General features: G+C 67.1%; 14 protein-coding genes. 4 read left to right on the top strand and 10 right to left on the bottom strand.

Annotated elements, in window-relative coordinates; translation table 11 throughout:
• Positions 1 to 49 precede the first annotated feature (49 nt).
• Both ACUCV0_RS13765 and ACUCV0_RS13760 read left to right on the top strand, forming a co-directional pair.
• Positions 50 to 604 (top strand): DedA family protein, encoded by a 555-nt coding sequence (locus ACUCV0_RS13765; RefSeq protein WP_059316559.1) that lies wholly within the window; start codon positions 50 to 52, stop codon positions 602 to 604.
• A 118-nt stretch (positions 605 to 722) separates the two neighbouring features.
• Positions 723 to 2843 carry a putative bifunctional diguanylate cyclase/phosphodiesterase gene (locus ACUCV0_RS13760; protein ID WP_271653318.1) on the top strand — a complete coding sequence of 707 codons (2121 nt, stop codon included), beginning with the start codon at positions 723 to 725 and terminating at the stop codon, positions 2841 to 2843.
• A gap of 25 nt (positions 2844 to 2868) precedes the next feature.
• On the opposite strand, the gene ACUCV0_RS13755 is transcribed toward ACUCV0_RS13760, so the two are convergent.
• Positions 2869 to 3339 (bottom strand): YaiI/YqxD family protein, encoded by a 471-nt coding sequence (locus tag ACUCV0_RS13755; RefSeq protein WP_482212927.1) that lies wholly within the window; start codon positions 3337 to 3339, stop codon positions 2869 to 2871.
• A 100-nt stretch (positions 3340 to 3439) separates the two neighbouring features.
• Here ACUCV0_RS13755 and ACUCV0_RS13750 point away from each other — a divergent pair, with 100 nt between their 5' ends.
• Positions 3440 to 4204, top strand: coding sequence for an SDR family NAD(P)-dependent oxidoreductase (locus ACUCV0_RS13750; protein WP_482212926.1), 765 nt, complete (start codon positions 3440 to 3442; stop codon positions 4202 to 4204).
• A 9-nt stretch (positions 4205 to 4213) separates the two neighbouring features.
• On the opposite strand, the gene ACUCV0_RS13745 is transcribed toward ACUCV0_RS13750, so the two are convergent.
• Genes ACUCV0_RS13745 through ACUCV0_RS13735 form a run of 3 tightly spaced genes read right to left on the bottom strand, consistent with a single transcriptional unit; the run spans position 4214 to position 7345 of the window.
• Positions 4214 to 4849, bottom strand: a complete 636-nt coding sequence (locus ACUCV0_RS13745) for a LysE family transporter (RefSeq protein WP_482212925.1) — start codon at positions 4847 to 4849, stop codon at positions 4214 to 4216.
• 4 nt (positions 4850 to 4853) lie between these two features.
• Positions 4854 to 5429 carry a mechanosensitive ion channel domain-containing protein gene (locus tag ACUCV0_RS13740; RefSeq protein ID WP_372237650.1) on the bottom strand — a complete coding sequence of 192 codons (576 nt, stop codon included), beginning with the start codon at positions 5427 to 5429 and terminating at the stop codon, positions 4854 to 4856.
• Between the two features lie 2 nt (positions 5430 to 5431).
• Complete coding sequence (locus tag ACUCV0_RS13735; RefSeq protein ID WP_323148156.1) at positions 5432 to 7345, bottom strand: ATP-binding cassette domain-containing protein; 1914 nt, start codon at positions 7343 to 7345, stop codon at positions 5432 to 5434.
• 47 nt (positions 7346 to 7392) lie between these two features.
• Between ACUCV0_RS13735 and ACUCV0_RS13730 the strand changes: the two genes are divergently transcribed.
• Entirely contained in the window at positions 7393 to 7857 is a 465-nt protein-coding gene (locus ACUCV0_RS13730; RefSeq protein WP_271653323.1) for a TIGR02444 family protein, read from the top strand.
• Here the strand turns inward: ACUCV0_RS13730 and ACUCV0_RS13725 are convergent.
• From ACUCV0_RS13725 to hemC, 6 genes are all read right to left on the bottom strand, one after another.
• Complete coding sequence (locus tag ACUCV0_RS13725) at positions 7854 to 8330, bottom strand: Rsd/AlgQ family anti-sigma factor (RefSeq protein WP_007161363.1); 477 nt, start codon at positions 8328 to 8330, stop codon at positions 7854 to 7856. The two genes, ACUCV0_RS13730 and ACUCV0_RS13725, sit on opposite strands and share 4 nt — an antisense overlap.
• A 108-nt stretch (positions 8331 to 8438) precedes the next feature.
• Positions 8439 to 8924, bottom strand: a complete 486-nt coding sequence (locus tag ACUCV0_RS13720) for a disulfide bond formation protein B (RefSeq protein WP_482212924.1) — start codon at positions 8922 to 8924, stop codon at positions 8439 to 8441.
• 88 nt (positions 8925 to 9012) lie between these two features.
• Positions 9013 to 10221, bottom strand: coding sequence for a heme biosynthesis HemY N-terminal domain-containing protein (locus tag ACUCV0_RS13715; protein ID WP_313648292.1), 1209 nt, complete (start codon positions 10219 to 10221; stop codon positions 9013 to 9015).
• Positions 10218 to 11381 carry a uroporphyrinogen-III C-methyltransferase gene (locus ACUCV0_RS13710; RefSeq protein WP_482212923.1) on the bottom strand — a complete coding sequence of 388 codons (1164 nt, stop codon included), beginning with the start codon at positions 11379 to 11381 and terminating at the stop codon, positions 10218 to 10220. The genes ACUCV0_RS13715 and ACUCV0_RS13710 overlap by 4 nt, the downstream gene beginning before the upstream one ends.
• Positions 11382 to 11398: 17 nt before the next feature.
• Positions 11399 to 12157: a uroporphyrinogen-III synthase gene (locus ACUCV0_RS13705; protein WP_271653326.1), complete on the bottom strand. Its 759-nt coding sequence runs from the start codon at positions 12155 to 12157 to the stop codon at positions 11399 to 11401.
• Positions 12154 to 13092: a hydroxymethylbilane synthase gene (gene hemC / locus ACUCV0_RS13700; protein ID WP_482212922.1), complete on the bottom strand. Its 939-nt coding sequence runs from the start codon at positions 13090 to 13092 to the stop codon at positions 12154 to 12156. Before hemC ends, ACUCV0_RS13705 begins: the two co-directional genes overlap by 4 nt.
• Positions 13093 to 13184: the final 92 nt, after the last annotated feature.

Below are 13184 nucleotides of genomic sequence, written 5' to 3'. Positions count from 1 at the left end.
CCAACCGGGGTAGGCTGCGCCATCTTCAATTCACCTCGTGTAGCGCCGAATGCTCCAGCAATTCCTCCACGATTTCGGCTATTTCGCCCTTTTTCTCGGCACCTTCTTCGAGGGCGAAACCATTCTGGTGCTGGCCGGCTTTCTCGCCTTTCGTGACTACATGAGCATCCAGACCGTCATACTGGTCGCTTTCTGCGGCAGCTATGCCGGCGATCAGCTCTGGTATTTCCTCGGTCGTCGCCACGGGCGCAAGCTGCTGGCGCGCAAGCCCAAGTGGGAAGCTGCCGGGGATAAGGCGCTGGCGCACATCCGGCGCCACCCGGATCTCTGGGTGCTGAGCTTTCGCTTCGTCTATGGCCTGCGCACGGTGATGCCGGTAGCCATCGGCCTGTCCGGCTATCCGCCGGCGCGCTATCTGATCCTCAACGGTATCGGCGCCATCGTCTGGGCCACGGTGCTGGGCTACGCCGCCTACCACTTCGGCGCGGTTCTCGAAGGCGTGCTGGGCAATCTCAAGCGCTATGAACTGATGGTGCTGGGCGGCCTGGTGGTGATCGGCCTGCTGCTCTGGCTCTGGCGCCGCAGCCGCGCACCCAAGGTCTGATGGGCGAACGTCCGGGTAGCGGCTACGCCCATCGACCGGATTAAAGGCTCGGCCGCCGCTGCCGATGCCCTGAGCATCAACCTCCTTTAACGCCCGTGCGGCAAGCTGGCGATTGAGCATGCTGAATTTCTCCACCTTGCTTCCCCCCGGTCATCAGGTCCTGGCCGCCAACACGTACGAAGGCGTACTGGTGGTGCTGTCCTACCTCATCGCCAGTGCGGCGGGCTATACCGCCCTGGCCATGGCCGACTGGGTGACCAACAGTCGCTCCCGCCGCGGCAGCGAGTTGGCCAAGCTGATCGGCGCCATCGCCCTGGGTGGTGGCATCTGGTCGATGCACTTCCTGGCCATGCTGTCGTTCAAGATCGGCATCCATGTGCACTATGCCCCGCTGCAGACCCTGGGCTCGCTGCTGATCGCCATTGCCGTGTCCTACACGGTGATGCACCTGATCGGTCGCGAATCCCTGACCGCACCTCAGTATCTGCTCGCCTCTCTGGCCGCCGGCCTGGGCATCGCGACCATGCACTACACCGGGATGCTGGCCATGCACTCGGTGGCGGTGCAGCTCTACGATCCGCTGCTGGTGGTGGTCTCGGTGGTGATCGCCAGCCTGGCCTCCCTTGGCGCCCTGCTGCTGGCTTTCCGCCTGCGCGGCAGGACTGGCCTCAGGACCGTGTGGCTACGCCTGCTGGGGAGCCTGGGACTCGGCTTCGCCATCGTGTCCATGCACTTCACCGGCATGGCCGCCCTGACCCTGGCCGTGCCCGTTGGCTTCGAGCCGGATGGCCTGGCGGAAATGAACCAGCATCTGGAGCTGGGCATGGGGATCGCGCTCGGCACCCTGTTCATCATCATGGTCGGCCTCCTCGCCGCCTGGGCTGGCGAGCGCTTCCATGCCCAGCGCCTGCGTCTGGAACGGGTCTCCACCACGCTCGACCAGATCACCCTGCACGACCCCCTCACCCACCTGCTCAACGGCGCCAGCTTCATCCAGACCGTGGATCGGGCCATCGGTCAGGCGCGGACCGGCGAGCAGTTCGCCCTGTTGATGCTGGACATCGACCACTTCAAACGCATCAATGACAGCCTCGGCCATGCCCTTGGCGATGAATTGCTGATCCAGATGGCACAGCGGATTCGCGCCGTGCTCGACAACGATCTGCCACTGGCCCGCTATGCCGGCGACGAATTCAGCCTGCTGCTGCCCCTGGGCCAGCGCGGCGACAGCCAGCCCCTGGCCCTGCGTCTGCTGGAGCAGTTGCGCCCGCCCTTCGAGTTGGCCGGGCAGCGCATCGCCATGACCTTCAGCCTGGGGATCGCCCACTATCCCCAGGATGGCGCCAACGCCGGCCAGCTGCTGCGCAGTGCCGGCCTGGCGGTCGGCCACTGCAAGCGCAGCGGGCGCAATTGCAGCCAGAGGTTCACCACCGAACTCCAGCGCGAAGCCGATGACCTGCTCAGCCTGGAGATGGACCTGCGCCACGCCCTGACCCAGGGCGGCCTGCACGTGGCCTACCAGCCTATCGTCGACCCCGCGGGCGGACCCGTCGGCCTGGAAGCCCTGGTCCGCTGGCAGCATCCGGTGCTGGGTCCGCTGAGTCCCGAACGCTTCGTTCGCGTCGCCGAGGAAACCGGGCTGATCGCTGACCTGGATGGCTGGGTCATGCGCCAGGCCTGTGCCGACCTGGCCCAGCTGCGCCGCGAGGGCTACCTGGCGCTCCGGGTGTCGGTGAACTGCTCGGCGCTGAATCTGAGTGATCGCCTCCTGCCCCAGGCCATCGCCCGGGCGCTGCAGGCCGAAGATCTACCTGCCTCGGCGCTGACTCTCGAAGTGACCGAAAACGCCCTGATGCACAGTCTCAACGTGGCCGTCGAAGTGCTCGGCGAGATCCGCACCCTGGGTGTGCGGGTCTCCATCGACGACTTTGGCAGTGGCTACTCGTCGCTGGCCTACCTAAGCCGGCTACCGGTGGACTCGCTCAAGGTGGACCGCTCCTTCGTTCGCACCATCCCCAAACAGAGCAACGACATGGCCATCGCCTCGGCGATCATCGCCATGGCTCACAAGCTGGGCCTCAATGTGGTCGCCGAAGGGGTGGAAACCGCCGAACAGCGCCAGTTCCTGCAGGCCAACGGCTGCAACTTCATGCAGGGCTATCTGTTCGGTCGACCCATGCCGTTGCCGCAACTGCGTACCTGGCTGCAGCAGCACAGCATCACGGCCGTTCCCGCCTAGGTCCTGTCCGAAGCATCGGCATTGCTCATACAGGCTTGGCGGCGGCTCCGCGCTGGAGACGGGTCAGCAACCGATCCAGCGCATTGGCGAACGCCTGGCGATCCCGCTCGCCGTAGCCGGCCTGGCCGCCGCCCATCTGCCCCTGGTCACGCAGATCGGTCATCAGATTGCGCATGGCCAGACGCTGCCCCATGTTGCGCTCGTCGAACTCCTGGCCACGCGGATCGAGGGCAACCACGCCCTTCTTCACCAGGCGATCGGCCAGGGGAATATCGCTGCAGATCACCAGGTCACCCGGCTGTGCCTGTTCGACCAGGTGATCATCGGCGGCATCGGGGCCGCTGGGTACCACCACCAGGCGGACACAGGCGAAGGGCGGCTTGATCTGCGGCTGTCCGGCCACCAGCACCACCTCCAGCTTGCGCTTGAGGGCGAACTTGCAGACCAGCTCCTTGGCGGCGCGCGGACAGGCATCGGCATCGATCCACAGGATCACGGGATTTCTCCGGCAAAAGCCCAGGATACCGCGCCGTGGCGGCGCACCCCAGCGCAGCGGCGCGGTCGGACAGGGATACCGATCCGACCGGAGTCCACCCATGACCTTCTGGCAACGCCTGGAGCACCCCGCTCAGGCCCTGGTGTACGGCGCCACCGGCGGCCTTGGCCTGGCCCTGTGCGAGCAGCTGCTGGCCCGTGACGACGTGGGCCTGGTCTGGGCCTGCGCGCGCCAGGCCGAAGCCCATGAGGGCCTGACCAAGCTGGCGCGGCAGCATGGCCCACGTCTGCGCCGGCTTGATGTCGATCCGCTCGCCGCAACCGACCTGGCGACCCGGCTGGTGGGGGCGACGCCGCGCCTGGACCTGCTGCTGTGCGCCTCGGGCCTGTTGCAGGGCGAGCATGCACGCGCCGAGAAGAGCCTGGCGCAGGTGGATCAGGCCGGCCTGGTGCAAAGCTATCTGGCCAATGCCGTGCTGCCGCTGCTGCTGATCCGGCAGCTGACGCCGCTGCTCAAGGGCCAGCATCCCTGCCAGATCGCGGCGCTCTCGGCGCGGGTCGGCTCCATTGGCGACAACCGCCTGGGTGGCTGGTATGGCTACCGGATGGCCAAGGCCGCGCTCAACCAGGGACTGCGCTGCGCCAGCATCGAACTGGCCCGACTCAATCCCCAGAGTTGCGTGCTGGCCCTGCATCCCGGCACCACCGATACCGTGCTGTCACGCCCCTTCCAGGCACGGGTACCAGCTGACAAGCTGTTTACGCCAGGCTATGCGGCGGAGCGGCTGCTGGAGGTACTGGCCGCTCGCGCCCCGGCCGAGACCGGCAGCTTCTGGGATTGGCAGGGCCAGGCGGTGGCCTGGTAGCGGGCGGCTTCAGATCGCGGCGCGGCGCACCGTGGACAGCAGCGCCGCGGCGGCGAGGAACAGGCTGGCGAAGACCCGGTTGGTGATGCGCTGCTGACGCGGGGTGCGCAGCAGGGTCAGTACCCGGGCGGCGAGGCCCGTGTAGCCGGCCATGACGATCAGGTCGACGGTGACCATGGTCGCCCCGATGATCAGGTACTGCGCGGCCAGGGGCGCCCGGGGATCGACGAACTGCGGCAATACCGCGAGCAGGAAGATCAGCGCCTTGGGGTTGCTCACGTTGACCAGGAAGCCACGCATGACCAGGGCGCTGATACGCGGTGGCAGACGTTCGCCGGCCACCTGTTCGCCCAGGTCCAACGGCGCCGCGCGCCATTGGCGGATGGCCAGGTAGGCGAGATAGAGAACCCCGAACCACTTGATCAGGGTGAAGGCCAGCTGCGAGGTCGCTAGCAAGGCGCCGACACCCACGGCGACGACGGCGATCTGCAGGGCCAGCCCCAGCTGCAGGCCCAGTGCCGTCCAGTAGCCGCGCCGGAAACCGTGGTTGACGCCCGCGCTCATGGAGGCGACAGCGCCTGCCCCCGGCGAGAGGCTGATCATCCAGCAGGCGATGAAGAAACCGGTCCAGACCTGCAGACTCATGGGCTTACCTGTCGAGGTGGAAGTCGAAGGAGCCGTCGGCATCGCGCCAACGGCGTACCGACTTTTGGAAGAACTGGGTATTGGGGATCTGCACCAGGGCGCCTTCCTGGTTGTCGTCCAGCTCCTGCAGGGTCACGAAGAGCATGTTGATGGCCACCACCCGCCCCTTGATGCCGGGCTTGTCCGAGGCGTCCAGCACCTCGATGCGATCGCCCAGGCGGAAGGGCCCGACGGTAAAGATCAGCACCGCGCAGAACAGATTGGACAGCACGCTCCAGATGGCGAAGAAGGCCACCGCCGCCACGGCGACGAAACCGGAGATGGCCGTCCAGAGCACGGCGGCGGATACGCCGAAGCGCTCCAGGGCCATGAGGATGGCACTGCCCATGATCAGCCAGCGCAGGGTACCGCGCAGCCCCAGGACGATCTGCGGCGGCAGCGGATAGCGCTCGCCCAGGCCGGTGACGGCGCGGGCGACGATGCGCTGCAGCACATAGCCGATCAGCAGCACCAAGGCGACCTGGCCGGCTACCAGCAGGTAGTCGCCCCAGCCGGGCAGCCAGGTGTGCAGCCACTCGATCATCAGGCCCCCTCGAGTTCGGCTTGCAGGCTTTCCAGCCGTTCCAGGGCCTCCAGCCACTGCTCTTCCAGTTCGGCTTCACGGGTCTTGGCGGCGGCCTGGTCGGCCAGTGCCTGGCGCAGCTCGTCCTTGCGCGCGGCGTCGTAGAGACCGCTGTCACCCAGCCGAGCCTCCAGGGTGGCGAGTTTTTCCTGCAGCTTGCCCAGCTCCGCTTCCAGCTTGTCGGCGGTCTTCTTCAGCGGCGCCAGCTGCTGGCGCAGGGCCGCGGCGGCCTGACGCTGCGCCTTGCGGTCGGTCTTGTCGACCGCGGCGCCCTCGCCGGCTACGAGGCCTGGCTCCTGACGGGCGCGGAAATCCACCAGCCAGCGGCTGTAGTCGTCCAGGTCGCCGTCGAAGGCCTGTACCTTGCCGTCGGCCACCAGCAGGAATTCGTCGGTGGTGCTCTTGAGCAGATGGCGATCGTGAGACACCACCAGTACCGCCCCGGCAAATTCCTGCAGCGCCAGGGTAAGGGCCAGGCGCATGTCCAGGTCCAGGTGGTTGGTGGGTTCGTCCAGCAGCAGGAGGTTGGGCTTCTGCCAGGCGATCAAGGCCAAGGCCAGACGCGCCTTTTCGCCACCGGAGAAATTCAGCACCGTCTCATCGCAGCGTGGACCACGGAAATCGAAGCCACCCAGGAAGTCGCGCAGGCTCTGCTCGCGCTCGCCAGGGGCGATGCGCTGCAGGTGCAGCAGCGGGCTGGCCTTGGCGTCCAGGGAGTCGAGCTGATGCTGGGCGAAGTAGCCGATAGCCAGATTCTCGCCCCGCTGCAGCCGGCCGCCGAGGGGTTCGAGCTCCGCGGCCAGGGTCTTGATCAGGGTCGACTTGCCGGCGCCATTGGGACCGAGCAGGCCGATCCGTGCGCCCGGCGTCAGTTGCAGCTTGACCGGATGCAGGATGGTGGTCTCGCCGTAGCCCAGCCGGCCCTCGGCCAGGTCGAGCAGCGGGCTGGACAGCTTGTCCGCCTCGCGGAAGACGAATTCGAAGGGCGAGTCGACATGGGCCGGCGCCAGCTCTTCCAGGCGTTCCAGGGCCTTGATCCGGCTCTGTGCCTGGCGCGCCTTGGTGGCCTGGGCCTTGAAGCGGGCGATGTACTTCTCCATGTGGGCGCGCTGGGCCTGCTGCTTGTCGTAGGCCTGCTGCTGCTGCGCCAGGCGTTCGGCACGGGTGCGCTCGAAGCTGGAATAGCCGCCGCGATAGAGATTAAGTTTCTGCTGGTCCAGATGCACCACGTGATCGACCACCGCATCGAGGAAATCGCGGTCGTGGGAGATCAGGATCAGGGTGCCGGGATAGCCCTTGAGCCAGTCTTCCAGCCAGAGGATGGCGTCCAGATCCAGGTGGTTGGTGGGTTCGTCCAGCAACAGCAGGTCCGAGGGACACATCAGCGCCTGAGCCAGGTTCAGGCGCATCCGCCAGCCACCGGAGAAGTCGCCGACCTGGCGCTCCATCTGCGCGGCGGTGAAGCCCAGACCGGCCAGCAGCTTGCGGGCCCGGGCATCGGCGGTATAGCCGTCGGCGGCCTCGAAGTCGGCATGCAGCCGGCCCAGGGCATTGCCGTCCTGGGCCGCTTCGGCGGCTGCCAACTCGCGCTGGATGCGGCGCAACTCGATGTCGCCGTCCAGTACGTAGTCCACCGCCAGCCGCTCCAGGGTATCCACCTCCTGACGCATGTGGGCGATGCGCCAGGCGGCCGGGATGTGGCAGTCGCCGGCGTCGGCGCCGAGCTGGCCGCGCAACAGGGCGAAGAGACTGGATTTGCCGGCGCCATTGGCACCGATCAGACCGGCTTTCTGGCCGGGATGCAGGGTCAGGTCAGCGCTTTCGAGCAGACGCTGGGGACCACGCTGTAGAGTAAGGTTCTGTAGTCGGATCATGGCGGCGGAGTGTAGCAGCTCCACCACCCACGAATGGGGAGGCGGACATGCAAGAGGACCTGTGGGAATTCGCGTTGGCAGTATACGCCCGGCCTGGCGTGGAAGGCGCCTGTTTGCGTCTGCAGGAGGCCGGGGCCGATGTCTGCCTGGTCCTGACGGCGCTCTGGCTGGATCGGCGCGCCTGCGCCCTGGATGCCGAGGGGCTGACCCGGCTGCAGCGTGCCTCGCAGCACTGGCAGGACACGGTGGTGCGCCCTCTGCGGCAATTGCGCCAGGCCTGGAAGACCCCCTCCGGCGTCGATGAACGCCTGGCGGCGCTGCGCGAGCAGCTCAAGGGACTGGAATTGGCGGCGGAACGTGAACAGCTCGCCCGCCTGGCGCGACTGGCGGCGCATTGGCCGTGCCGCGATGCGCAGCACTCGGGAGGCTGGTTGCATGCCCTGGCACCGCGCGAGGCAGCGCCAGCGGACCTCGACCTGCTGGCCGAGGCGGCACGGGTGATCCGGGTCTAGACCGAGGCCAGCCGCGGCTGCTGGTGCGAGGTGTGCAGTACCTCGATGAGGCAGTCTTCCAACTCGAAGCGTTCGCGCAGGGTTTCGCCCAGCAGCTTGAGCTCGATGGTCAGCAGCCCCGGGTCGCGATAGGCGCCACGCTCGAATCTGTCGTTGAAGTTGAGGGCGGCGTCGGTCAGGGCCTGCAGGCGCGGATAGACGCTGTCGGCGAACTCGATGGCGCGCTCGTCCTGGAATTCGCGGGCTTCGGCCACCAGTTGCTCGTAGATCTCGAAGTGCGCGGTGGACATGTAGTCGACCAGCATGTCGCAGAGGCGCTCCAATTCGCTCACCTCGCGCACCGGACCCAGCAGGGGCTCCATGTCCAGGGTTTCGTAGGCGGTCACCAGCTCGCGGCGGGCAATCAGCCAGCGGTCGATCAGCTGGTGGACCCCACCCCAGCGTTCCTGGGCATTGCGGCAGGTTTCTAGCATGACGGCAGCTCTCTATACGGGCGAAACGGTCCGGGCGCAGGCGCCCGGGTGTTATCAGGAACTATACCGACATCGTCTCGCCAGGCGAGTGCCGTTGCTCGGAGAAAGTCAGCGACGGCGAAAGATCTTGACCAGGCTCAAGGCCATGAGCAGCACGAAGGCCAACAGGCTCCATTCCGGGATGCTCAGACCGAACAGCGTCCAGTTGACCTCGGCGCAGTCGGCGGTGCCGTGCAGCACCAGGCGAATGATCTCCTGGAAGGGCAGCGCCTGCATCATGTAGTCCAGGCTGGGCAGGCAGGCCGCCAGCTCTTCCGCCGGCACCGTCTGCAGATAGACCTGGCGCCCGGCGGTGGCCGCACCGGCCGCGGCCAGCAGTAGCAGGGTGATCCCGTAGATACGGCGGCCTCGCTTGCCAGGCGCCTGGATGCCGGCGATGAGGGCGACCACACCGACCAGGATGAAGAAGATCCGCTGCATGACGCACAGCGGACAGGGCTCCAGCCCAACCACGTGCTCAAGATAGAGACCGACGCCCATGAGCACCGCGCAGGTGGCGGCCATGAACAGGAAGATGAAGCGGGGACTAGTCACGGACGCGCCGTCTCCAACAGGGAATTGGGACGTTACGGTAGTGAAAGCCCGGGCACCTTTCAAGGACCCGGGCTAGCGAGGGAGGTTGTCAGCCCTTCGCCGGGGGTAGCGAACCGGCCGCCGGCTCGCGCCATTGGCTCTGCAAGAGCTGCTGACTGCGGCTCACATCACCCAGCTGCATGGTCACCCGGGCCAGCTCGCCGGCGGTGATCGCCGAGGGACGCTGCGCGAGGCTGCGCTCCAGATACTCACGTGCCTTGCCCCACAGCTGGTTGTTCATGCACAGCCGCCCCAGGGCCAGCAACAGCACCGGATCCTGGGGCTTGTCCTTGAGCCAGCCCTCGGCATGGTGCAGTGGCCGGCTGGCGTCGCGAGGACGCAACTGGCCATAGAGTTCGACCAGGCGCTCGTCCCACTGGCGATTGAGAGTGATGTGCAAGACCTCTTCGGCCAGATCGTCACGGCCGATGGCGCGCAACTGGCGGGCATAGGCCAGCACCACCGAGGCATCGCCCTTGAGCGCCGTGGGGACCTGCTGCCACTGGGCATCCACCGCCGACTCGGCGCCCTGAGCCGGGACCTCGTCAAGGGTGGCGATCCATACCTTGCGCTCCAGGTCGTCCTGCTCCTGGGGCCGCAAGACCTGCTGCTTGCGCAGCTGCGGCAGCAGGGCGATCAGGGCCGGCCAGTCGCGCAGGGTCACCTGCAGGCGCTGCAGCTGCAGCAGCACCTCGCCATTCTTCGGATACTTGGCCTGCAGTGGTGCCAGACTGTCACGCGCCTCCAGGTACTGACCCCGGTCGATCTGCAGGCGAGCCTGTTGCAGGCCGATGGCGAGCTCGGCCTGGGGCTCGCGCTCCCGGGCCTGACGCAGCAGGCGATCGCGCTCTTCCAGGTCGCCAAGCTCGTTGGCGGCGCGGGCCGCGCCCAGCAGCACGAACAGCGGCTGGTCGGCGTGCTCGGCCGCGCCTTTCAGATGCTTGAGGGCACCGCTCCAGTTCCCCTCGGCAAGTTCCAGCTGGCCCTTATGGCGGGCCTGCTCCAGGCGCCGCTGGCGATTGTGCCGCGACCAGGGGTTGAGCACCTTGCCGGTCAGGCCCAGGGCGCCCAACACCAGCTTGAGGATGTAGAGCGCCAGCCAGATCGCCACCAGCAGGGCCAGGAAGGCCCAGAGGCTCGATTCATAACGGAAGTTGCTGTAGGACAGCAGCACATAGCCCGGCTCCTTGGCCAGCACCACGGCGACGCCCAGACCGACGAGCAGGGCGAACAGGAACAGCAGGTACAGGCGCTTCATGGGCGATTCTCCTGAGCCGCGCCGGCGGCATTGGTCGGCTGGATTTGCTGACGTTGCGCGATATAGGCCTGCAGCGCGGTCAGGGCCGGCGTCAGGTCAGGCGCCTCGAAGGTGACTGGTCGCTCGGCCAGCTCCTGAAGACGCAGCTTGACTGCAAGGCTGTCAGGATTCTGGTTGTTGAAATGGGCGGCGAGGACGTCTTGCGCCTGCTCGATGGACAGCCGATAGACCTCCTGATTGCCGTTGAGCACGGCCCATTGCGCCTGCTCCAGCGCCAGACTCATGGCCAGGCGTACCTGGGCCAGGGATTCCTCGGCCAGCAGCGGTCGGATCGGCTGGTCGGCGGAGAAATCGATGCGGAAATAGCTGGAAATGCGCTGGCGGAAGTCCTGCCACCATTGCTGCAAGGCATTGCTCGGCGGTATCGCGGCCTTCTCGACGCCGGGCTGATCGGCCACGGTGGCGGAGAAGCGCGGCGGCAATGGCTCCAGGCTCTGTACCTGGTTGCGCAGCGAGGCCAGCTGGACGAACTGCCCGGTCCGGTCCAGATCGGGCAGCTGTCGCAGCGTCTGCTGGGCATTGGCCACCTGCTGGCGTGCGTTGAAGGCCGCCGGATCGTTCTGCGCCTTGAGGATGTCATCGACACCCTGCAGGAGATTCTGGGCGCTGGGCACGTCCTGCAGGGCAGTCATGCGCAGGGTCGCCATGCGCAGCAGATGCTCGGCCTCGGTCAGGCGCCAGGCCTGGCGACTCTGGCCGACCACCTCCTTGAACTGTTCGGCGAGGTGCTGTTGATCACCTTGCAGGGCACCGAGCTGACGACGGCGTTCTTCCAGCTCGTTGGCCGACGGCAGGCGTGCCAGATCGGCGCTCAGCGCCTGGTTGCGTACCTCCAGCTGCCGCAACTGGCTGCGCAGGTCCTCGGCCTGGGCCGTCTGAGCCTGTTCGTTCTGGTGTACCTGCTGCAGTTGCCAGACACTCCAGCCGCCCACTCCCAGGCCACCAGCGGCTACCAGCAGGGCCAGCAGCGCGAGACCGGACGCCTTGCCGGAGCCCTTGCGGCGCGCACCTACCGGAGGCGGTGCCGGTGGTGGCGAGGCGGGAGTCACGACAGGATCGGGAGAGACGTCATCGGCGCGGGAGGCTTGAGTTTCGCTCACGGGAATTCCTTGTAGGGTCAATCCGGATGGTGATGGGCTAGCGTGGCGATCAGGGCGCCGGCGCTGGCGCCCTGGCACTCGATCACGCGGGGGCAGCCACTGGCGCGAGCCAGTTCGGCCACTCGGGCGCTGGGTACCAGCAGGGGATAACGGCGCACCACGGGCCAATCCGCACCCGCACAGGCCTGCAGATGCGCGAAACCCTGCCCACTGCTGACCATGATGGCATTCAGGCGTTCCGCTGCCAGGGTCTCTAGGACCTGCCCTGCAGGGTACTGCGGACACTGGCGGCGATAGAGTTCGAGCACCTCGACACGGGCACCACGGGCGCTGAGGGTCTCGACCAGCAGATCGCGCCCCCCTTCGCCACGCAAGAGCAGCACCTGGGGCTCAGGACGCTGCAAGGCGTCGGCCAGGGCCGGCAGGGCCAGCAGCCCTTCGCTGTCCTCACGTGGGGGATAGTGCACGTGCAGACCATAGTCTTCGAGCACCGCCGCGGTGGCCGCGCCCACGGCGAACCAGGCCTGCAGCGGTGGTTGTGGCCAGTAGCGGTCCAGGGCGGCGAGCCCCAGGCGAGCGGCCGGCTTGCTCACCACCAACACGGCGGCATAGCGGTCCAGATCGAGCCAGAGGGTGCGCTGTTCGGGGGTTTCCGCCAGCGGCTGGAGTTCCAGCAGCGGCAGACTGGCACTGGCGATGTCCGCTGCGGCCAGGGCAGTGGCCAGCGGTGGATTCTCCTCCGCCGGCCGGGTCAGGAGCAGGCGCCAGCCGCTCATGATTCGCCGGAAATCCCGTAGACGGCGTCAAGGATGCCCTGGGCGCCCTGCGCTAGCAGGTCTTCGGCCACGGCCACGCCAAGACCGGCCGGATCATTGACGGGACCTCGGGCTTCGGCGCGCAGCAACAGAGCGCCATCAGGCTGTCCGACCAGACCGCGCAGCCAGAGCAATTCGCCCTCCTGTACCGCGTAGCAGGCGATGGGCACCTGGCAGCCACCGTTGAGGCGACGATTCAGGGCGCGTTCCGCAGCGACCCGGCGCTCGGTGTCGAAATGATGCAGGGGTTTGAGCAGGGCGTGGACCTCGGCATCGTCGGTCCGGCATTCGATGCCCACGGCGCCCTGGCCACCGGCAGGCAGGCTGTTTTCGACGGTCAGGGATTCGCGGATGCGCTCGGCGAAGCCCAGGCGGATCAGGCCGGCGGCGGCCAGGATGATGGCGTCGTAGTCGCCGGCGTCGAGCTTGGCCAGGCGCGTATTGACGTTACCGCGCAGGAAGCGGATCTCCAGGTCCGGTCGCAGGGCCAGCAACTGGGCCTGGCGTCTCAGGCTGGAGGTGCCAACCACGCTGCCCTGGGGCAGATCGGCGAGGCGCGCATAACGATTGGAGACGAAGGCGTCGCGCGGGTCTTCCCGCTCGCAGATGGCGTATAGCCCGAGGCCCGCGGGAAATTCCATGGGCACGTCCTTCATCGAATGCACGGCGATGTCGGCGCTGCCGTCGAGCAGGGCGTTTTCCAGCTCCTTGACGAACAGACCCTTGCCGCCAATCTTGGCCAGCGGTGCGTCGAGCAGCTTGTCACCGCGGCTGGTCATGGGCAGCAGGCTCACCCGCAATCCCGGATGCGCCGCTTCGAGGCGGGCTTTCACATAGTCGGCTTGCCACAGTGCCAGGGCACTCTGGCGCGTGGCGATACGAATTTCGCGGAGCATGGACATTACCGGCACGTCAGATTGCCGGCCATGATAGCAGGTCGACCAGCGCCCCTCCCCCGCTGCGCGCCGGTCACCGACCCGGAAGCGAC

The organism is Pseudomonas sp. VMV1 (assembly GCF_056790235.1).
This window is presented reverse-complemented; position numbering and strand designations above follow the sequence as displayed.

What these genes read in the sequence shown, in the direction of transcription:
- ACUCV0_RS13730 (WP_271653323.1), top strand. Translation starts at nt 7,393, where the DNA reads ATGCAAGAGGACCTGTGGGAATTCGCGTTGGCAGTATACGCCCGGCCT.
- ACUCV0_RS13735 (WP_323148156.1), bottom strand. Translation starts at nt 7,345, where the DNA reads ATGATCCGACTACAGAACCTTACTCTACAGCGTGGTCCCCAGCGTCTG.
- ACUCV0_RS13765 (WP_059316559.1), top strand. Translation starts at nt 50, where the DNA reads ATGCTCCAGCAATTCCTCCACGATTTCGGCTATTTCGCCCTTTTTCTC.
- ACUCV0_RS13705 (WP_271653326.1), bottom strand. Translation starts at nt 12,157, where the DNA reads ATGAGCGGCTGGCGCCTGCTCCTGACCCGGCCGGCGGAGGAGAATCCA.
- ACUCV0_RS13745 (WP_482212925.1), bottom strand. Translation starts at nt 4,849, where the DNA reads ATGAGTCTGCAGGTCTGGACCGGTTTCTTCATCGCCTGCTGGATGATC.
- ACUCV0_RS13760 (WP_271653318.1), top strand. Translation starts at nt 723, where the DNA reads ATGCTGAATTTCTCCACCTTGCTTCCCCCCGGTCATCAGGTCCTGGCC.
- hemC (WP_482212922.1), bottom strand. Translation starts at nt 13,092, where the DNA reads ATGCTCCGCGAAATTCGTATCGCCACGCGCCAGAGTGCCCTGGCACTG.
- ACUCV0_RS13750 (WP_482212926.1), top strand. Translation starts at nt 3,440, where the DNA reads ATGACCTTCTGGCAACGCCTGGAGCACCCCGCTCAGGCCCTGGTGTAC.
- ACUCV0_RS13725 (WP_007161363.1), bottom strand. Translation starts at nt 8,330, where the DNA reads ATGCTAGAAACCTGCCGCAATGCCCAGGAACGCTGGGGTGGGGTCCAC.
- ACUCV0_RS13715 (WP_313648292.1), bottom strand. Translation starts at nt 10,221, where the DNA reads ATGAAGCGCCTGTACCTGCTGTTCCTGTTCGCCCTGCTCGTCGGTCTG.